Consider the following 20,040-nt stretch of genomic DNA (forward strand, 5'->3'; position numbering starts at 1 on the left):
AAGGGTTTCGCGGCCGTCGCCGTCTGTGGGGGCGCTCGGGGTCACGACGCCGCGGAAGGGGGCGACGGCGGGGTGTTCCCGTCGTCGGTGTCCTTGGCGTTCTCGGCGTTCTTGCCTTCCGTCGCGGACATCCTGTCGACAGCGTCCTTGGCCTTGGCCGTGCCCATCTGGATCTTGTCGCTGTACTTGCCCTTGGTCTTCTCGTCGACCATCCGGCCGGCCTTGTCCAAGCCCTGGTCGATCTTGTCCCCGTGCTGCTGCGCGAGGTCCGAGACCTTGTTCCTGGCGGGGCCGAACCTGGCCTTCAACGAGTCGATGATGCCCATCGCTGCACCTTCCGTCGCACCGAACTCTGGAGCTACTTGCGGGCGGCCTCACCGGCCTCGTTGTCCGCGGCCTGCTCCGCGGACTGCTGCTTCGGGATCTCCACGCCCTCCGCCACGGCGGTCTCCGCCGGCTCGCCGTCGGCTGCGGCCTCCGTGGCCTCCTGCTCCCCGGTGGGAGCCGCGGCGGCCTCGGTGGACTCCTCGGCGTCCGCCACCTCCGGAGCGGCCGTCAGGGTGGCGGCCTGCGGCTCGGCGGTTGACGCCTCCTCCGCAGCATTGGCCTTCCGGCGAAACCTGGCAAAAACGCCCATGTCAACTCCATACGGTACTCGTGTGGGCGAAATCCCGCCCTACCCGGTGCGTCCCATTGCGGCGACCGGGGCGCCGGCTCTCGAAACCGGCGGCTGGAACCTCGCAACAGGCAACGAACCCGAACCTGTGGCGTCACGTCGCTCATTCGTGAACAGGTGCCCGGGTTTGCGAGACTGGGGCGGTGAGTAGCGCAGCTCCCGCCCCGCGGGTCATCGCCGTCGTCGGGCCGACCGCGGCAGGAAAGTCAGATCTAGGCGTGTTCCTCGCCAAGGAACTCGGCGGCGAGGTGGTCAACGCCGACTCCATGCAGCTGTACCGGGGGATGGACATCGGTACCGCGAAGCTGACGCCCGAGGAGCGCGACGGGGTGCCGCACCACCTCCTGGACATCTGGGATGTCACGGAGGCCGCCAGCGTCGCCGACTACCAGCGCCTCGCCCGCGCGGAGATCGACCGGCTGCTCGCGGCGGGCCGCTGGCCCGTCCTCGTCGGTGGATCAGGGCTCTACGTAAGGGGCGCCGTCGACAAGATGGAGTTCCCCGGCACCGACCCCGAGGTCCGCGCCCGCCTGGAGGACGAGCTCCGGCTGCGCGGCTCCGGCGCCCTGCACGCGCGGCTCGCCGCCGCCGACCCGGAGGCCGCCACGGCGATCCTGCCGAGCAACGGCCGACGCATCGTCCGCGCCCTGGAGGTCATCGAGATCACCGGCAAGCCGTTCACCGCCAACCTGCCGGGACACGACTCCGTCTACGACACCGTCCAGATCGGCGTGGACGTGGGGCGTCCCGAACTCGACGAACGCATCGCCACGCGCGTGGACCGTATGTGGGAGGCGGGTCTCGTCGAGGAGGTGCGCGCGCTGGAGTCCCAGGGGCTGCGCGAGGGGCGTACCGCGTCGCGTGCCCTCGGCTACCAGCAGGTGCTCGGGGCGCTCGCCGGCGAGTGCACGCTGGACGAGGCGCGCGCGGAGACCGTCCGCGCCACCAAGCGCTTCGCGCGCCGCCAGGACTCGTGGTTCCGGCGCGACCCACGGGTGCATTGGCTCAGTGGGGCCGTGGCGGAACGCGGGGAACTCCCGGCTCGCGCAATGTCGTTGGTCGAACGACCGGTTACAGCCTGATCACGTGATGGCATCGGGACGCTCCGCCCGTCATCGCGGCCTCTATGGGCGTGCCATCATCGACCATCGATCGACCAGTGGAGTCCGAAGTGGGAGGGCGCGTGGCGATGGAGGCCGGCCCTCGTGACACCGCACCAGGCGGAGAGCAGCTCAGTACCGATGGTCCTGAGGCGACCGCCGACGGCGTGATCGCCGACGGCCCGACCGCGGAGGAACTCGCCGCGCAGGACGAGGGCCAAGAGGTCGAGGTCGAGCTGCGCCCGCAGCGCAGGCTCCGCATCTGGCAGCTGGCACCCATCGTGATGCTGGCCGCGATCGGCTCCCTGATGTTCGCGTTCCCGCTGTTCTTCGAGTTCGGCGACGGCGGCGCGGTCGTGGCGATGCTCGGCCTCCTGATCAGCTCCTGCGCCGCGGGCTGGGGCATGATGGCGGCCCGCAGGGTGGGCTACACGCTGCCGGGACTGCCGCCGCGCGGTTCGGGCCGCTGGCCGGACTGGCGGGTCGTGGGCGCGTACGTCGTCGTGGTCGCGGCCGTCGCGGTGCTCGCCGTGTGGCGCGTGGCACGCCTGCGCTGACCGTGCTCCGCACCCCTGGCGGCACTCCGCCGACCAGGTTGTCGCACCGATCTCGTACGATCGAGAAATGAGCACTTTCCTCAAGGGTCACGGGACCGAGAACGACTTCGTGATCATCCCGGACCCGGAGAACGCCATCGCGCTCTCGCCGACCGCCGTCGCCGCACTGTGCGACCGTCGGGCCGGCATCGGGGGCGACGGCGTGCTCCATGTCGTGCGCAGTGCCGCGCACCCCGAGGCGCGGCACATGGCCGACGAGGCAGAGTGGTTCATGGACTACCGCAATGGCGACGGCTCGGTGGCCGAGATGTGCGGCAACGGAGTGCGGGTCTTCGCCCGCTACCTCCAGCACGCGGGACACGTCGGCGAGGGAGACCTCGCCGTGGCCACCCGGGGCGGCGTCAAGGCGGTCCACATCGACAAGGAAGGCCTGATCACGGTCGGCATGGGCAGGGCGACGCTCCCCGAGGGCGACGTCACGGTCAGTGTCGACGGGCGGACCTGGCCCGCGACGAACGTGAACATGGGGAACCCGCACGCGGTGGCCTTCGTGGCCGACCTCGCGCACGCGGGCGCCCTGTACGACGCGCCCCCCTTCGCACCGGCGAACGCGTACCCGGAGGGTGTGAACGTCGAGTTCGTCGTCGACCGAGGCCCTCGGCACGTGGCCATGCGCGTGCACGAGAGGGGCTCGGGCGAGACCCGCTCCTGCGGCACCGGCGCCTGCGCCGTGGCCGTCGCGACCGCCCGCAGGGACGGCCTGGACCCGGCTGTGACCGGGGCCCCTGTCACGTACGAGATCGATCTGCCCGGAGGCAGGCTGACGATCACCGAGCGTGCGGACGGCGAGATCGAGATGACCGGTCCCGCCGTGATCGTCGCGGAAGGTCGGCTCGACACCGACTGGTTCGCGGCAGTCGAAACCGTAAACCAGTGAACCTTCGCTCGAATGGGTGATCCGTTTCACGCTCGGCGAGAGCGGGACTGCGCCACGTGATGGGCTCGGTAGCATCAAGCACCGGTCCGGACGGGTGCCGCCGCCAGCCCGCCGCCGGTCGACAAAGCCGGAGGTGCTCATGAGTGCGGAGGCGACCAACCCCGCGAACCCGGGACCGATCACGCCCGGAGCGCACCGTCGGCGTGCCCGCCCCCGGATCGACCTGCGCCGTCTCGGCCGCGCGGCGCTCCTCGGCCCCGCCGCCCGCGGCCGCCTCCCCGACGCGATCGGCCACGTGGCGGAGGCCCACCGGGCCCACTACCCCGACGCCGTCCTGGAGCCCCTGCACCGCGCCTACGTACTGGCCGAGTCCTCGCACCGCGGCCAGATGCGCAAGAGCGGCGAGCCGTACATCACACACCCGCTCGCCGTGACGCTGATCCTGGCCGAGCTGGGCGCGGAGACCACGACGCTGACCGCCTCCCTCCTCCACGACACCGTCGAGGACACCGAGGTCACGCTCGACCAGGTACGCAAGGAGTTCGGCGAGGAGGTCGCCTATCTCGTCGACGGCGTGACCAAGTTGGAGAAGGTCGACTACGGGGCGGCGGCGGAACCCGAGACGTTCCGCAAAATGCTCGTCGCCACCGGGAACGACGTGCGCGTCATGTCGATCAAGCTCGCCGACCGCCTGCACAACATGCGCACCCTCGGCGTCATGCGCCAGGAGAAGCAGGAACGGATCGCGAGAGTCACCCGCGACGTCCTGATCCCGCTCGCCGAGCGGCTGGGTGTGCAGGCACTGAAGACCGAGCTCGAGGACCTCGTGTTCGCGATCCTGCGTCCCGAGGAGTACGGGCAGACCCGCGAGCTCATGACCTCCTACGCGCAGCGCACGGAGGACTCCCTCGCCGGGTTCGCGACCGAGCTGCGCTCAGTGCTGCGCGAGGCGGGCCTGAGCGCCGAAGTCCTCATCAGGCCGCGGCACTTCGTGTCCGTCCACCGAGTGCGGCGCAAGCGTGGCGAGCTGCGCGGGGCCGACTTCGGGCGCCTTCTCGTCCTCGTGTCCGAGGACGCGGACTGTTACGGAGTCCTCGGCGAGCTGCACACGTGTTTCACGCCGGTGGTCTCGGAGTTCAAGGACTTCATCGCCGTACCGAAGTTCAACCTGTACCAGTCGCTGCACACCGCGGTCGCCCGCACGGACGGCGAGGTCGCCGAAGTCCTCATCCGTACGCACCAGATGCACAAGGTGGCGGAGGCGGGCGTCGTGGCGCTCGGCAATCCGTACACGCCCTCCGGCGAGGAGCACCTGGACACCGTGGGCGAGCGCTCCGACCCCACGCGCCCCGGCTGGTTGAACCGACTGCTCGACTGGCAGCAGTCCGCGCCGGACACCGACACCTTCTGGTCGACACTGCGCGAGGACCTCGCCCAGGACCGCGAGATCACCGTGTTCAGGCCCGATGGAGCCACCATCGGCCTCCCCGCAGGCGCCAGTTGCGTGGACGCCGCGTACGCGCAGTACGGAGAGGACGCCCACGCCTGCATCGGCGCGCGGGTCAACGGCCGCCTGGCGACGCTCAGTACGGTCCTCTGTGACGGTGACACCGTCCAGCTGCTCATGGCGGGGGTGGAGGGCAGCGCCGCGTCCGAGCCGTCGATCGACTGGCTCGACCACGCCCGTACGCCCGCCGCCCGCATCGCCATCCGCCGCTGGCTCGCCACCCATCCGGAGGGGCCGAGCGCGCCCCCCTCGGCGCCCCGCGCCCCGTACAGCGGTCCCTCGGCGCGGCCCTTCGCGGCGAACGCCGTGGTCGACCAGCCGGGCGCCACGGTGCGCCTCGCGGGCTGCTGCACGCCCGTACCGCCCGACGAGGTGACCGGGTTCGCCGTGCGCGGCGGCGTCGTCACCGTGCACCGCGTCTCCTGCTCCGGAGTGGCGCGCATGAAGGACGCGGGGCGTGCGGAGGTCGGCGTGCGCTGGGCGGACGCGGACGCGGCCGAGTACCGGGTGACCCTGATCGCCGAGTCGTTCAGCCGTCCCCATCTGCTGGCCGACCTGACCGAGGCCATAGCGCTGGAGGGCGTCGCCATCATCTCGGCGACCGTGGACCCGCCCGACCAGGGCCGCGTCCGGCACACGTACACGCTCCAACTTCCGGACGCCGCGCACCTCCAGGGCCTCATGCGGGCGATGCGGAACGTGCCGGGCGTGTACGACGTGGGGCGCACGCGCCACGCGGCGGCAGGCGCCCTGTAGGCCCACCCGGAAACCTCGTTCGGGTGGTGCGGCGCGTGCCGCACCGTGCGCCGAGGCGCGCGCTGATAGCCGTAGTTCATGCTGCTCAGCTCCCGAACGCCCCGCGTCGCCGCACTTCTGGCCGCCGGCGCCTCGCTCGCCCTTGTCGCCGCGGCCGCACCCGCCGAGCCGCTCGGCATCGGCGACCGGCTCTTCCCGCATCTCGGCAACCCCGGCTACGACGTCACCGACTACGACATCTCCTTCACGTACCGCGGTGACAACAACAAGCCCCTCGACGCCGTCACCAAGATCAACGCGCGGGCGACCTCCTGGCTCGACCGGATCAACCTCGACTTCTCGCACGGCACCGTGCGTTCGGTGACGGTCAACGGGGCGCGGGCGCACTACGCCACCAAGGGCGAGGACCTGGTCGTCACACCCACCGCGGCCGTGGCTCCCGGCCAAGCCCTGAACATCACCGTGCAGCACACCAGCGACCCGAGGTCCGGCAAGAAGGAAGTCGGCTGGCTGCGCACCAAGGACGGGCTCGCGATGGCCAACCAGGCCGACGCCGCGCACCGTGTCTTCCCGTCCAACGACCACCCCTCCGACAAGGCCTACTTCACCTTCCGGGTCACCGCACCCAAGATGTACACGGTGGTCGCCAACGGTCTCCCTGTCGGGAAAACGCGACAAGGAGGTGCCACGAAGTGGGCCTACCGCACCGCCCACCCCATGGCCACCGAGCTCGCCCAGGTCTCCATCGGCCGTTCCGCGGTGCTGCACCAGGAAGGCCCGCACGGACTCCCCGTACGCGATGTCGTGCCGGCCAAGGACGTCAAGGCGCTGAAGCCGTGGCTCAAGAAGACGCCGGGCCAGATCTCCTGGATGGAGGGGAAGGTCGGCCACTACCCCTTCGAGAACTACGGGCTACTGATCGCCCATGCGTCCACCGGTTTCGAACTCGAGACGCAAACGCTCTCTCTCTTCGAGAGAGACCTGTTCGAGCGCCCCGAGTACCCGAAGTGGTACGTCGAGTCGATCATGGTCCATGAGCTGGCACACCAGTGGTTCGGCGACAGCGTCAGCCCCCGCTCCTGGTCCGACCTGTGGCTCAACGAGGGCCACGCCACCTGGTACGAGTCCCTGTACGCCCAGGAGAAGGCGGACCGGCCCATGGTGAAGCGGATGCGCGCCGCCTACCGCGCGTCCGACGCCATGCGCGCCGACGGCGGACCGCCCGCCGCACCCAAGGCGCCCACGAGCGACGGGAAGATCAGCATCTTCCGGCCGGTCGTCTACGACGGCAGCGCCCTGGTCCTTTACGCCCTGCGCCAGGAGATCGGCGCGGACGCCTTCCAGCGCCTGGAGCGCACGTGGGTGGGCACGCACCGTGACTCCACCGCCACGACCGCGGACTTCGTGCGGCTCGCCTCGCAGCTGTCGGGGCGGGACCTGAGCGACTTCTTCGACGCCTGGCTCTACGGGAAGAAGACGCCGCCCATGCCGGGCCATCCGAACTGGAAGGTCGACCCGGTGTCGAAGCACTGACACGGGGAAACAATCCAGATGACGAGACGGCCCGTACCGTGCGAATATCGTCGACGTCGACGGCGCGGGCCACCGGATCGGCGCTCGCGGGAATCCCCGGAGCAGGCCGAGCGTTGTGACAAATGACGGGTGGGACGCCCGTCGCGTTTCCCGAATCCCACAGACGTAAGGACCCAATGACCTCCTCTTCTTCCCCTTCCCAGGACGCGCAGAACATGGTGCAGAACCACACCGAGAGCCTTCGGGCCGATGCCCTGATGGAAGAGGACGTCGCCTGGAGCCACGAGATCGACGGAGAGCGGGACGGCCAGCAGTTCGACCGCTCCGAGCGCGCGGCCCTGCGCCGTGTCGCGGGCCTCTCCACCGAGCTCGAGGACGTCACCGAGGTCGAGTACCGACAGCTCCGCCTGGAGCGCGTGGTACTCGTCGGCGTGTGGACGTCGGGAACGGTTCATGACGCGGAGAACTCCCTCGCGGAGCTCGCCGCCCTCGCCGAGACAGCGGGCGCGCTCGTGCTCGACGGCGTCATCCAGCGCCGCGACAAGCCGGACGCGGCGACGTACATCGGCTCGGGCAAGGCCCAGGAGCTGCGTGACGTCGTGCTCGAGACCGGAGCGGACACCGTCGTGTGCGACGGTGAGCTCAGCCCCGGCCAGCTCATCCACCTCGAGGACGTCGTCAAGGTCAAGGTGGTCGACAGGACCGCCCTGATCCTCGACATCTTCGCCCAGCACGCCAAGTCCCGAGAGGGCAAGGCGCAGGTCGCGCTCGCGCAGATGCAGTACATGCTGCCGCGGCTGCGCGGTTGGGGTCAGTCGCTGTCCCGGCAGATGGGTGGCGGTGGCTCTTCCGGTTCCGGTGGCGGCATGGCCACGCGTGGTCCCGGTGAGACCAAGATCGAGACGGACCGGCGTCGGATCCGCGAGAAGATGGCGAAGATGCGCCGTGAGATCGCGGAGATGAAGACCGGCCGCGACATCAAGCGCCAGGAGCGCCGCAGGCACAAGGTGCCTTCGGTAGCCATCGCCGGATACACGAACGCCGGCAAGTCCTCGCTCCTCAACCGCCTCACGGGCGCGGGCGTCCTGGTGGAGAACTCGCTGTTCGCCACTCTGGACCCGACCGTGCGCCGGGCCGAGACCCCGAGCGGTCGGCTGTACACGCTGGCCGACACGGTCGGTTTCGTACGGCACCTGCCGCACCACCTCGTCGAGGCGTTCCGCTCGACCATGGAGGAGGTCGGTGACTCCGACCTGATCCTGCATGTGGTCGACGGTTCGCACCCGGTGCCGGAGGAGCAGCTCGCCGCCGTACGTGAGGTCATCCGCGACGTCGGGGCGACCAACGTGCCGGAGATCGTGGTGATCAACAAGGCGGACGCGGCCGACCCGTTGGTGCTGCAGCGGCTGCTGCGCGTGGAGAAGCACGCGATCGCCGTTTCTGCCCGCTCGGGCCAGGGCATCGAGGAGCTGCTCGAGCTCATCGACGTCGAACTGCCGCACCCCGCGGTCGAGATCGAGGCCCTCGTGCCGTACACGCACGGCCAGCTGGTCGCGCGGGCGCACGCCGACGGCGAGGTGATCTCCGAGGAGCACACCCCGGAGGGCACGCTCCTGAAGGCACGCGTCCACGAGGAACTCGCGGCGGAATTCGCGCCGTACGTTCCGGCGGTGGTCGCGGGCTGACGGCCCGTACCGACGTATCGAACATGGCTGAGCCCCTCTCCGGTGGACGGAGAGGGGCTCAGCCATGAGGTCGGTCGGCCGCGCGGCGACTGCTCACCGTCTGGTGACGTCCTTGCCGCCCGGCGGCTTTCTTACTGCCTGGCGGCCTTCTTACTGTTGCCCGGCGGCCTTCTGACTACTGCCCGGCGAACTTCCTGCTCACCGAGTCGTAGATCCCCTTGGCCTCCTTGCCGAGCCGCGGGCCCGCGAGCCAACCCGCCGTCACCGGGCCGATCGAGGTGTTGGACACCAGGGCCGGCTGGCCGTCGGCGCCCTGGCCGACCCAGCCGCCGCCGGACGAACCGCCCGTCATGGTGCAGCCGATGCGGTACATCGTCGGGTCCGCGTCGTTCAGCGAAAGACGGCCCGGCCTGTCGGCGCACTGGTACAGCTTCTGCCCGTCGAACGGCGCCGCCGCCGGGTAGCCCTTCGCGGTCAGCTGCGAGACCTTCGGCACCGCCGGCGCGTTGAAGTTCACCGGAAGCGCCGAACCCACCGTCTCCTCGAGGGACTTGGTGGTGCCGCCCTTCTCCGGCGTCACATGGATCACGGCGAAGTCGTACGAAGCGCCCGCCCCGCCGCTCGGGCCGCCCTGCGCGATCCACTGGTCGGACGTCAGTGCCGCGTCGCCCCACCACACGCCGTACGGCGCGACCTCGTTCCTGGGCGCGTTCTGCAGCTCCTGCTCGGACTTGCCGCTGTCGTTGTACGAGGGCACGAACGCGATGTTGCGGTACCAGCCGCCGTTCTTGCCCGCGTGCACACAGTGGCCCGCCGTCCAGAGCATGTTGGACCTGCCGGGGTGCGCGGGGTCGGTGACCACCGTCGCCGAGCAGACCATCGAGCCCTTGGGGCCGTCGAAGAACAGCTTGCCCGCGTACGGGGCGTTCGCGTGGTACGGAGTGGACACGCCCGCGGCCGCCACCGGCCTGGGCTCCGGGTCCGTCACACCCTGGTCGCCGGAGAGATCGTTCTCGTCGACCTCGCCACCGGGGTTCTTGTCGGCGTCCCGCATCCGGTTGGAGTCCCACAGCCCCTGGATGATCGGGTTGACGAAGTCCTGCGCCTCACGCAGCCACTTGTCCTTGTCCCAATTCCTCCACTCGCCGCCCTTCCACTTGTCCGGGTCGATCCCGTGTTCCTTCAGCCGGTCCTGGATGTCGTCCGGGATCTTGAACTTGCCACCGCCCGCGGATGCCGAGGCGGTCGGCTTGTCGTTCGCGTTGTTCTCGCTCGGACCGCACGCCGTGGCGGTCAGAGCGACCACAGCACCGAGCGCGACCGCCGCCGCCACGGGGGACGTTCTGCTTCGCGCGCCTCGAGCGCGGCGCGCGGCGAACTGCGGGCGTATGGGTCGCATGTCGTGAATCCCCCTGGGCTTCGAAAAGGTTGAACTGCCGTACGTGTGCGGTGGAGTCGGGTCGAAACCTCGCCTCCGAACGGCACACCACCCTATGTCGGTGCCGTCGGCGACGGCCGACGGAACAGCAACGGTTCCGTCACGGAGGGATCTTCCGGCCGGTACGGATCGTTACGGGGCGGCGCGCCTCGGGTCTGCGGTGGGGGAGCGGCGACTGCGGTGGCCCGCCGGCGCCGCGGACACCTGGCAAAGGTCTGCTCATGAGTCCCGTACGAGCCGTGTTCCTCCGCCCGTCCCGTCGTTGGTACGTACGGGGGAACCGCAGTCGGCGTTCAGCGCGCGCCGACTCGCCCCGCCGATCGGTGAGTCGAGGGGCCTTTTCGGCCGTATATCCAGCGGGAGGACCAACAGCCGTGGCGGTGACCGATCCTGTGCCTGTGACCGATCCTGAGACCCTGGCGGTGCCGGCCCCGTATGGCGGGGGGACACAGCAAACCCCTGTCCGCGACACCGTCGCGCACGAGGGGATCCTGCGCCGTCAGTGCGCGCGGGAGTCCGCGGCGCGCACCTATGCGCGCGCCCTGCCGATCGTGCCCGTACGGGCACGCGGGCTCACCATCGAGGGCGCCGACGGCCGCCGTTACCTGGACTGCCTGTCCGGCGCGGGGACCCTCGCGCTCGGCCACAACCACCCGGTGGTGCTCGAGGCCATCCGCAAGGTGCTCGACTCGGGTGCGCCGCTGCACGTCCTCGACCTGGCCACCCCGGTCAAGGACGCGTTCACCACCGAGCTGTTCCGCACGCTGCCGCCCGGACTGGCCGACCGGGCCCGCATCCAGTTCTGCGGTCCCGCGGGCACCGACGCCGTCGAGGCCGCGCTGAAACTGGTCCGCACCGCCACCGGGCGCTCGGGCCTGCTGTCCTTCGCGGGCGCCTATCACGGCATGACCGCGGGGGCGCTCGAAGCCTCCGGCGGAGCGCAGGACGTCCGCGTCACGCGCCTGCCGTATCCGCAGGACTACCGCTGCCCCTTCGGCATCGGGGGCCCGCGCGGCGCCGAACTCGCCGCCCGCTGGACCGAATCGCTCCTCGACGACACCAAGTCCGGGGTGCCGCAGCCGGCGGGCATGATCCTCGAACCGGTGCAGGGGGAGAGCGGTGTCATCCCCGCCCCCGATGCCTGGCTGCGCCGGATGCGAGCCGTCACCGAGCAGCGCTCGATCCCGCTGGTCGTCGACGAGGTACAGACCGGCGTCGGCCGCACCGGCGCCTTCTGGGCCGTGGAGCACAGCGGTGTCGTGCCCGACGTCATGGTCCTTTCCAAGGCCATCGGAGGCAGCCTGCCGCTCGCCGTGGTCGTCTACCGCGACGACCTCGACGTCTGGCCTCCGGGAGCGCACGCCGGCACGTTCCGCGGCAACCAGCTCGCCATGGCCGCGGGCGCCGCCACCCTCTCGTATGTCCACGAGAACGCCCTCGCCGAGCGTGCCGCCACCCTCGGCGCCCGCATGCTCGACCAACTCCGGCGGCTGTCCGACGAGTTCGCGTGCGTCGGCGAGGTCCGCGGGCGTGGCCTGATGATCGGCGTGGAGCTCGTCGACCCGGACGGAGCCGTCCCCGCTCCTGACGCTGCGGAACTCGCCGACGACCCGCTGCTCGCCGGGTCCGCCCCGCTCCCGGCCGCGCCCCAACTCGCCGCCGCCGTCCGTGACGCCTGCCTCCACCGCGGCCTGATCGTCGAACTCGGCGGTCGTCATTCCAGCGTCGTACGCCTGCTTCCTCCCCTGACCATCACCGACGAGCAGGCCGCGGCCATCGTGGACCGGCTCGCCGACGCTCTGGCGTCCGTCGCCCGTACCCGCCGTTACGAGTCGTAGGAGCGCCCGACGACACGCCACCACCAGTGACGGCAGTGACACGCCGGACCGGCCTGACCACAGCCTCATGGAGCCCACCACCCCACGCAAGGAAGCCAGTTGAACGCCACCCCCGCATCCGACGGCAGTCCCCGTCCCACCGCCGGCGGATCCTGTGACACGCAAGCCCCGCGCGCCCAGGAGCGCGACTCGATCCCGCGGCAGCAGGGCGGCGACCAGGAGACCGATCGTCCCCACACCCCCGGCGTCGATCTCCTGGAACACCCGGACCCCGCGACTGCCGCCCAGGCCGCAGCGGTCGAGAACCTGCTGCGCTGCTGGGTGCGCGAGAACAACATCGCTCCTCCTTCCTTCGGCGCGCTCCGTATTCCGCTGCCCGCGAGCGGCACCGTCCTCCTCGTCCCGGTCCACTACTGGTCGCCCTCCGGCTGGCACCGCTTCGGCCTGCCCTGCCTGGAGGACGCGCCGCCGCACGCCCCCGGCGTGGACGCCGTCGCGCTCGCCGCCCTCCTGAGCAGGGAATCGGCCCACGACGAGGCCGACGCCTCGGGTGGCTCCGCCGAGGGAACCCCCGCCCCCGGCGGTGACAGCGGTGAACTGGTGGTCCGCGTCGCCGACTCGATGCGCCGCACCACCGACTTCATCGCGGACCGCCGCCGCCACCCCGCGGACCAGGCCGATCCCTTCCTCGCCGCGGAGCAGGCGCTGCTCCTCGGGCACCCGCTGCACCCGACTCCGAAGAGCCGCGAAGGGCTCTCCGACGCCGAAGCGGGCCGCTACTCACCGGAGTTGCGTGGCTCCTTCTCCCTGCACTGGATCGCCGTCGCCCCGGACGTCCTCGCCCACGACTCGGCCTGGACCGAACAAGACCGCGCCCGCACCGCCGCCGAACTCACCTCCCAACTGGCAGGACCGGGGCTCCCACTGCCCGCGGGGCACGCCGCGCTGCCCGTGCACCCATGGCAGCTGCGCGAACTGCGTGAGCGCCCCGCCACCGCCGCCCTTCTGGACGCCGGCCTACTGCGTGACCTGGGCCCGCACGGCGAGCCCTGGTTCCCCACCTCCTCCGTCCGCACGCTGTACCGGCCCGGCGCGCCGGCCATGCTCAAGCTCTCCCTGGGCCTGCGCATCACCAACTCCCGCCGGGAGAACCTCCGCAAGGAACTCCACCGGGGCGTCGAGGTCCACCGGCTCCTCGGCACCGGCCTCGCCGCGCAGTGGCAGTCCGTGCACCCCGGTTTCGACGTCGTCCGCGACCCGGCCTGGCTCGCCGTCGACGGCCCGGACGGCGAACCGGTGCAGGGCCTGGACGTGATGATCCGCGCCAACCCCTTCCGCTCCCACGACGACGCGGCGTGCGTCGCCGGCTTCGTCTCGCCCAGGCCGACCGTCGACCCGCCCGGTCGCACCGACCACCTGGCCGGTCGCACCGGCAACCCGGCCATGAGCTCCCGCCTAGCCGACACCGTGACCCGGCTCGCGACCCGCACCGGACGCTCCCGCGGAGCCGCGGCCGCCGAGTGGTTCCTGCGCTATCTGGAACACGTCGTACGCCCCGTGCTCTGGCTCGACGGCGAAGCCGGCGTCGCCCTGGAAGCCCATCAGCAGAACACCCTCCTGCTCCTGGACGGCGACGGCTGGCCCGTCGGCGGGCGCTACCGGGACAACCAGGGCTTCTACTTCCGCGAGTCCCGCCGCGCCGAACTCGACCGGCGCCTGCCCGGCATCGGCACGCACAGCGACACCTTCGTCGACGACGACGTCACCGACGAGCGATTCGCCTACTACCTCGCCATCAACAACGTCCTCGGCCTGATTGGAGCCTTCGGTTCCCAAGGGCTCGCCGACGAACAGCTGTTGATCGCCGCGTTCCGCCGCTTCCTCGGCGAAGCCGCCGCCGGGCCGAACCGACAGCGCAGCACACTGCCGGGCCTGCTGCTCGACTCGCCCACGCTGCGCTGCAAGGCCAACATGCTCACCCGGCTGCAGGGCCTCGACGAACTCGTCGGTCCCGTCGACACCCAGTCCGTCTATGTCACCATCGCCAACCCCTTTCATTCCCGTCGTACCTGAGAGGAGCGTCGCCGTGCCTCCCACCGATGCGAGCACCGACGCCGACACCACTCCCACCGCCGCCTCCCACGCTCCCGCGCCACCCGCGGAGAAGGCGGAGGGCGCTGAGAACGCGGAGGGCGCTGAGAACGCCGAGCACACGCGGAGCGCGGACGGTGCGGACAGCGCCGACTTCCAGGACACCCTGGACCTGCGTCTCCCCGACGAACTGCTCGCGCTCATCGCGGAGCAGGACGGCGGGCACCGACTCGCCCCCGACCCCACGGCTCCGACCGAGCACGACCTGCTCGACGACGTGGGGGAGTGGGGACCGGTCACCACTCCCTCAGGCGTGTTCCAGCTCGTTCCCGTGCGCGTCGAGCGAGACCTGGCACTCATCAGCCGTTGGATGAACGACCCCGCCGTGGCCGCCTTCTGGGAGCTCGCGGGACCCGACACCGTCACCGCGGACCACCTGAGCCCCCAACTCGACGGCGACGGACGCAGCGTGCCCTGCCTCGGCGTCCTCGACGGCGCGCCCATGAGCTACTGGGAGATCTACCGCGCCGACCTCGACCCGCTGGCCCGCCACTACCCCGCCCGCCCGCACGACACCGGAATCCACCTCCTCATCGGTGGCGTCGCCGACCGCGGACGAGGACTCGGCACCACGCTGCTCACAGCCGTCGCCGACCTCGTACTCGATCATCGCCCGCGCTGCGCGCGCGTCATCGCGGAACCCGACCTTCGCAACACCCCCTCCGTCTCCGCTTTCCTGGGCGCGGGATTCCGCTTCTTCGCCGAGGTGGACCTCCCCGACAAGCGGGCCGCGCTCATGGTCCGTGACCGCGCCCTGCGCAACGTACTCCAGGCCAGTCACTCTCTGTAACGAACCTCGACCCGATCCGGTTCCCGTCCGAGGAGTCCCCGTGCCGAATCCGCCCGTCGCCCCGAGTTCCGAAGAGCCGACCGAGCTGTACGACCCGCCCGAGCTGACGTCCGGGAACTGGGCCAGGGCGGGCGCCCGACTGCTGGCCAAGCTGATCGGCGAATTCGCGTACGAGGACATCCTGCGACCGACGGCCCTCGCCCCGTCCGGCCCCGGATACCGTCCCTACGCCCTGCCGCTCCTGGCTGGCCGGCCCGACGGAGCGGGCGGCGGGGAGGTCAGTGCGAGGGAGGGCAGCGGCGAAGAGGCCGGCGCGAAGGATGCGGCCGGCGGCACCTTTCATTTCCGCGCCCGCCGCGGCGCGTACGGCAGTTGGCAGGTCGACCCGGCGAGCATGGAATGGGAACCCGGTCTGCCGGGCAAGGACGGGCCGACCGGCCATGCGGAACGGGAGCCGACCGGGACAGCCGGACCAGCCGGACCAGCCGGACCAGCCGGAACGGCCTCGGCCGAAGGCGGACGCGAGCCCGTCACCGATCCGCTCACCTTCCTCCTCCGTGCCAAGTACGCGCTCGGCCTCGACGGCAGCACCCTCGGCCATCTCATCCGCGAACTCACCGTCACCCTCGCCGCCGACGCCCGCCTCGACCACACATCGCTCACCGCGCCGCAGTTGGCCGACCTCGGATACGCGGAACTCGAGGGGCACCAGACCGGCCACCCCTGGCTCGTACTGAACAAGGGGCGTCTCGGGTTCTCCGCGACCGACACCTCGCGCTGGGCACCGGAATCGCGCCGCCCCACCCGCCTTCCGTGGATCGCCGTGCACACCGGCCTCGCCACCTACCGAGGCGTCGCGGCGCTGGAGGACCCCGCCTCCCTCTATGACGGCGAACTCGACGGTCCGACCCGTGAGTTGTTCGCGCAGGCGCTCCGGGCGCGCGGCCTGGACCCGGCGGCGTATCTCTATCTCCCGGTGCATCCCTGGCAGTGGGACGACATCGTGCTGCCGCTCTTCGCGCCGTCCATCGCCACGAACGACATCGTTCCACTGCCCACGGACGGTGATCTGCGCCTGCCCCAGCAGTCCATCCGTACGTTCCTGAACACGGCGCGTCCCGACCGGCACACAGTGAAGTTGCCGCTGTCCATCTTCAACACCCTTGTATGGCGCGGACTTCCGACAGAGCGGACCTGGGCCGCTCCTGCCGTCACCGCATGGGTGCACGCACTGCGCGATGCGGACCCCTTCTTGAGTGACGAATGCCGCGTCGTCCTGCTGGGTGAGGTCGCGTCCGTGACCGTGGAGCACCCGCTGTACGACGGGCTCGACGAAGTCCCCTACCAGTACAAGGAATTGCTGGGCGCGATCTGGCGCGAGCCCCTCTCCCGGCACCTCGCCCCTGGGGAGCGCGCCCGAACGCTCGCCTCCTTGTTGCACAGCGACACTGAAGGGCGCGCGTTCGTTGCGGAGCTCGTCGCCCGCTCGGGCCTGGACCCGAAGACATGGCTCCGTAGGCTCTTCGCCGCCCTGCTGCCCCCACTGCTGCGCTTTCTCTACCGCTACGGAACGGTCTTCTCTCCTCACGGAGAGAACGCCATCGTCGTCTTCGACGACCAGGACGTGCCCGTGCGGCTCGCGGTCAAGGACTTCGTGGACGACGTCAACATCAGTTCGGAGCCGCTGCCCGAGCACGACTCCATGCCCGACGACGTGCGCGAGGTCCTGCTCACGGAGGACCCTGCGTTCCTCACCCAGTTCATCCATTCGGGACTCTTCGTGGGCGTCTTCCGCTACCTGGCGCCGTTGTACGAGGAGCAACTCGGGCTGCCCGAGGACGAGTTCTGGGCCCTGGTGCGCGCCGAGATCCTGCGCCACCACGCCCGCTTCCCGGAGCTCAAGGAGCGGTACGAGATGTTCGACCTGCTCACCCCGGAGATCGAGCGCCTGTGCCTCAACCGCAACCGGCTGCATCTCGACGGCTACCGCGACCGCGCCGACCGCCCGCACGCGGCCGTGCACGGCACCGTCGCCAATCCGCTGCATCAGCCGTGATCGCCGGATTGTCAGTGGGTCCGTTTAGGGTGGTCGAGCTATGACGAAGCCCTCACTCCCCGAGCTCCTGCACGCCGCCGTCACCGCTGTCGGCGGCACGGAGCGCCCTGGCCAGGTGACCATGGCCGAGACCGTCGCCGAGGCGATCGACGACGGTTCCCATCTGCTCGTCCAGGCGGGCACCGGCACAGGTAAGTCCTTGGGCTACCTCGTACCGGCCCTGGCTCACGGGGAGCGCGTCGTCGTGGCGACCGCCACGTTGGCGTTGCAGCGCCAGCTCGTGGAGCGGGACCTGCCGCGCACGGTCGAGTCGCTGCACCCACTGCTGCGGCGCCGCCCCAATTTCGCGATGCTCAAGGGCCGGTCGAACTATCTGTGCCTGCACCGCCTCCACGAGGGCGTACCGCAGGAGGAGGAAGGGGGCCTCTTCGACCAGTTCGAGGCAGCCGCGCCCACCAGCAAGCTGGGTCAGGACCTGCTGCGCATGCGCGACTGGGCGGACGAGACGGAGACGGGCGACCGGGACGACCTCACGCCCGGCGTATCGGACAAGGCCTGGGCGCAGGTCTCGGTCTCCTCGCGCGAGTGCCTGGGAGCGTCGAAGTGCGCGTACGGCCAGGAGTGCTTCGCCGAGATGTCGCGTGAGCGCGCCAAGCTCGCCGATGTCATCGTGACCAACCACGCGCTGCTGGCGATCGACGCCATCGAAGGCGCGCCGGTGCTGCCGCAGCACGAGGTACTGATCGTGGACGAGGCGCACGAACTCGTCTCGCGGGTCACCGGCGTGGCGACGGGGGAGCTGACTCCGGGCCAGGTCAACCGTGCGGTGAAGCGCGCGGCGAAGCTCGTCAACGAGAAGGCGGCGGACCAGCTGCAGACCGCCTCGGAAGGCTTCGAGCGGGTCATGGAGCTGGCCCTGCCCGGCCGTCTCGAGGAAGTCCCCGAGGACCTCGGCTACGCGCTCATGGCCCTGCGCGATGCGGCCCGTGCGGTGATCACCGCAATCGGCACCACGCGCGACAAGTCGGTCCAGGACGAGGACGCCGTCCGCAAGCAGGCCCTCGCCGCCGTGGAGAACATCCACGACGTGGCGGAGCGGATCTCGAACGGCTCGGAGTGGGACGTCGTCTGGTACGAGCGCCACGACCGCTTCGGCGCCTCCCTGCGCGTCGCCCCCATGTCGGTGTCCGGCCTCCTGCGGGAGAAGCTCTTCACCGACCGCTCCGTCGTCCTGACCTCGGCGACTTTGAAGCTCGGCGGCGATTTCAACGGGGTGGGTGCCTCCATGGGCCTCGCCCCCGAAGGCACCGAGGGCGAGGACCTGCCGGTCTGGAAGGGCGTCGACGTCGGATCGCCGTTCGAGTACCGCAAGCAGGGCATCCTCTACGTCGCCAAGCATCTGGCGAAGCCGACGCGTGACGGTACGCGCACGGACATGACGGACGAGCTGAGCGAGCTGATCCAGGCGGCCGGCGGTCGTACGCTCGGCCTCTTCTCGTCGATGCGGGCGGCCCAGGCGGCGGCCGAGGAACTGCGCACGCGGATTCCGGAGTATCCGATCCTGCTGCAGGGCGAGGACACCCTGGGTGAGCTGATCAAGGCCTTCGCGGCGGACCCGGAGACCTGTCTGTTCGGCACGCTGTCGCTGTGGCAGGGCGTGGACGTACCGGGTCCGAACTGCCAGCTGGTCGTGATGGACAAGATCCCGTTCCCGCGGCCGGACGATCCGCTGATGAGCGCGCGCCAGAAGGCGGTCGAGGAAGCGGGTGGCAATGGCTTCATGGCCGTGGCCGCGACACACTCGGCGCTGCTGATGGCGCAGGGCGCGGGCCGCCTCATCCGGGCGACGGGCGATCGCGGCGTGGTCGCGGTCCTGGACCCCCGTCTGGCGACGGCGCGCTACGGCAGCTATCTGAAGGCCTCGATGCCGGACTTCTGGTTCACGACGGACCGGAATCAGGTACGGCGTTCACTCTCGTCGATCGACGCGGTGGCGAAGAAGACAGCCTCGGAGAAGGCCGATATCGAGAAGGCCGATGCGGAGAAGGCGGACGCGGAGTAGCACCCGGCACGCACGGCATGCACGGGCCCGGCGCGGACAGCGCTGGGCCCCGGAACCGGCGCAGTTGGTTCCGGGGCCCGGTCAGGGAGGGAGCGTCACACGCGCCGCAGAACGGCCACTACCTTGCCGAGGATCGTCGCCTCGTCACCGGGAATCGGCTGGTACGCGGAGTTGTGCGGCAGGAGCCAGACATGGCCGTCCTCCCGCTTGAAGCGCTTGACGGTGGCCTCGCCGTCGAGCATCGCGGCGACGATGTCGCCGTTCTCCGCGACGGGCTGGCGGCGGACCGTGACCCAGTCCCCGTCACAGATCGCGGCCTCGATCATCGAGTCGCCGACGACCTTCAGGACGAACAGCTCACCGTCACCGACGAGCTGCCGGGGCAGCGGGAAGACGTCCTCGACCGACTCCTCGGCGAGGATCGGGCCACCGGCGGCGATCCGGCCCACCAGGGGCACATACGAAGCCGCGGGCTTTCCCGCGGTGTCCGTGGGCTGCGCGCTGGGCTGGTCCGAGCCACGGACCTCGTACGCGCGCGGGCGGTGCGGATCCCGGCGCAGGAAGCCCTTGCGCTCGAGTGCCATCAGCTGGTGCGCGACCGACGACGTGCTGGACAGGCCGACCGCCTGGCCGATCTCCCGCATGGACGGCGGGTACCCCCGACGCTGCACCGAGTCCCGGATGACCTCGATGACGCGGCGCTGCCGATCCGTGAGCCCCGAGCTGTCCGCGCGGATTCCTGGCGGCCGGCCGGGCAGGGAGCGCCCCGGCTTGGGGCCCTCCTGGCTCATGGCTGTGTCATTCATGGCATGCACCGGCTCGAGTCGGCCCTGGGCGCGGCCCTGGGCAGTGATGGTGGCACTGTCTGCGGTCGTGGTCACGTCGGTCGGCCCCTCTCGAGAATGTCTCCCTAGCTAGCCAACGGTAGTTCCTTTCGAAAGGTTGCGCCAAACA

At 70.6% G+C, this 20,040-nt stretch carries 15 protein-coding genes; 11 read left to right on the plus strand and 4 right to left on the minus strand.

The annotated features are described in order from the left end of the window. Window positions 1-41: 41 nt before the first annotated feature. Together OHA73_RS31355 and OHA73_RS31360 are read right to left on the minus strand one after the other, a co-directional pair. Window positions 42-326: an antitoxin gene (locus tag OHA73_RS31355; protein WP_266714936.1), complete on the minus strand. Its 285-nt coding sequence runs from the start codon at window positions 324-326 to the stop codon at window positions 42-44. 32 nt (window positions 327-358) lie between these two features. After that, window positions 359-637, minus strand: a complete 279-nt coding sequence (locus OHA73_RS31360; protein ID WP_267068945.1) for a hypothetical protein — start codon at window positions 635-637, stop codon at window positions 359-361. Between the two features lie 182 nt (window positions 638-819). On the opposite strand from OHA73_RS31360, the gene miaA reads away from it, so the two are divergent. The 6 genes from miaA (at window position 820) to hflX (ending at window position 8,751) form a co-directional block, all read left to right on the plus strand. Further along, the gene (gene miaA / locus OHA73_RS31365; protein WP_327656688.1) at window positions 820-1,758 is read left to right on the plus strand and encodes a tRNA (adenosine(37)-N6)-dimethylallyltransferase MiaA; all 939 of its coding nucleotides are present in this window, start codon (window positions 820-822) and stop codon (window positions 1,756-1,758) included. A 107-nt stretch (window positions 1,759-1,865) separates the two neighbouring features. Next, complete coding sequence (locus OHA73_RS31370) at window positions 1,866-2,333, plus strand: hypothetical protein (protein ID WP_266718923.1); 468 nt, start codon at window positions 1,866-1,868, stop codon at window positions 2,331-2,333. A 67-nt stretch (window positions 2,334-2,400) separates the two neighbouring features. Beyond that, entirely contained in the window at window positions 2,401-3,270 is an 870-nt protein-coding gene (gene dapF, locus OHA73_RS31375) for a diaminopimelate epimerase (protein WP_327656689.1), read from the plus strand. A 139-nt stretch (window positions 3,271-3,409) separates the two neighbouring features. After that, window positions 3,410-5,533 carry a RelA/SpoT family protein gene (locus tag OHA73_RS31380; protein ID WP_266714940.1) on the plus strand — a complete coding sequence of 708 codons (2,124 nt, stop codon included), beginning with the start codon at window positions 3,410-3,412 and terminating at the stop codon, window positions 5,531-5,533. A gap of 78 nt (window positions 5,534-5,611) precedes the next feature. Next, the gene (locus OHA73_RS31385; protein WP_327656690.1) at window positions 5,612-7,066 is read left to right on the plus strand and encodes a M1 family metallopeptidase; all 1,455 of its coding nucleotides are present in this window, start codon (window positions 5,612-5,614) and stop codon (window positions 7,064-7,066) included. A 176-nt stretch (window positions 7,067-7,242) separates the two neighbouring features. Then, window positions 7,243-8,751 carry a GTPase HflX gene (hflX, locus tag OHA73_RS31390; protein WP_267068940.1) on the plus strand — a complete coding sequence of 503 codons (1,509 nt, stop codon included), beginning with the start codon at window positions 7,243-7,245 and terminating at the stop codon, window positions 8,749-8,751. A 175-nt stretch (window positions 8,752-8,926) separates the two neighbouring features. On the opposite strand, the gene OHA73_RS31395 is transcribed toward hflX, so the two are convergent. Further along, window positions 8,927-10,150, minus strand: coding sequence for a trypsin-like serine peptidase (locus OHA73_RS31395; RefSeq protein ID WP_267068939.1), 1,224 nt, complete (start codon window positions 10,148-10,150; stop codon window positions 8,927-8,929). A gap of 461 nt (window positions 10,151-10,611) precedes the next feature. Between OHA73_RS31395 and OHA73_RS31400 the strand changes: the two genes are divergently transcribed. The 5 genes from OHA73_RS31400 to OHA73_RS31420 all read left to right on the plus strand — a co-directional run bounded on the left by OHA73_RS31400 (window position 10,612) and on the right by OHA73_RS31420 (window position 19,086). Further along, window positions 10,612-12,027, plus strand: a complete 1,416-nt coding sequence (locus OHA73_RS31400; protein WP_327658555.1) for a diaminobutyrate--2-oxoglutarate transaminase family protein — start codon at window positions 10,612-10,614, stop codon at window positions 12,025-12,027. A 99-nt stretch (window positions 12,028-12,126) separates the two neighbouring features. After that, window positions 12,127-14,100, plus strand: coding sequence for an IucA/IucC family protein (locus tag OHA73_RS31405; RefSeq protein WP_327656691.1), 1,974 nt, complete (start codon window positions 12,127-12,129; stop codon window positions 14,098-14,100). A 13-nt stretch (window positions 14,101-14,113) separates the two neighbouring features. Then, window positions 14,114-14,968, plus strand: a complete 855-nt coding sequence (locus tag OHA73_RS31410) for a GNAT family N-acetyltransferase (RefSeq protein WP_327656692.1) — start codon at window positions 14,114-14,116, stop codon at window positions 14,966-14,968. 40 nt (window positions 14,969-15,008) lie between these two features. Continuing rightward, window positions 15,009-17,024 (plus strand): IucA/IucC family protein, encoded by a 2,016-nt coding sequence (locus OHA73_RS31415; protein ID WP_327656693.1) that lies wholly within the window; start codon window positions 15,009-15,011, stop codon window positions 17,022-17,024. A gap of 40 nt (window positions 17,025-17,064) precedes the next feature. Next, window positions 17,065-19,086: an ATP-dependent DNA helicase gene (locus tag OHA73_RS31420; protein WP_327656694.1), complete on the plus strand. Its 2,022-nt coding sequence runs from the start codon at window positions 17,065-17,067 to the stop codon at window positions 19,084-19,086. 95 nt (window positions 19,087-19,181) lie between these two features. Here OHA73_RS31420 and lexA read toward each other — a convergent pair whose 3' ends face one another. Further along, window positions 19,182-19,967 carry a transcriptional repressor LexA gene (gene lexA / locus OHA73_RS31425; protein WP_267068935.1) on the minus strand — a complete coding sequence of 262 codons (786 nt, stop codon included), beginning with the start codon at window positions 19,965-19,967 and terminating at the stop codon, window positions 19,182-19,184. Window positions 19,968-20,040: the final 73 nt, after the last annotated feature.

The sequence above is a fragment of the Streptomyces sp. NBC_00483 genome (assembly GCF_036013745.1).
GTDB lineage: Bacteria > Actinomycetota > Actinomycetes > Streptomycetales > Streptomycetaceae > Streptomyces.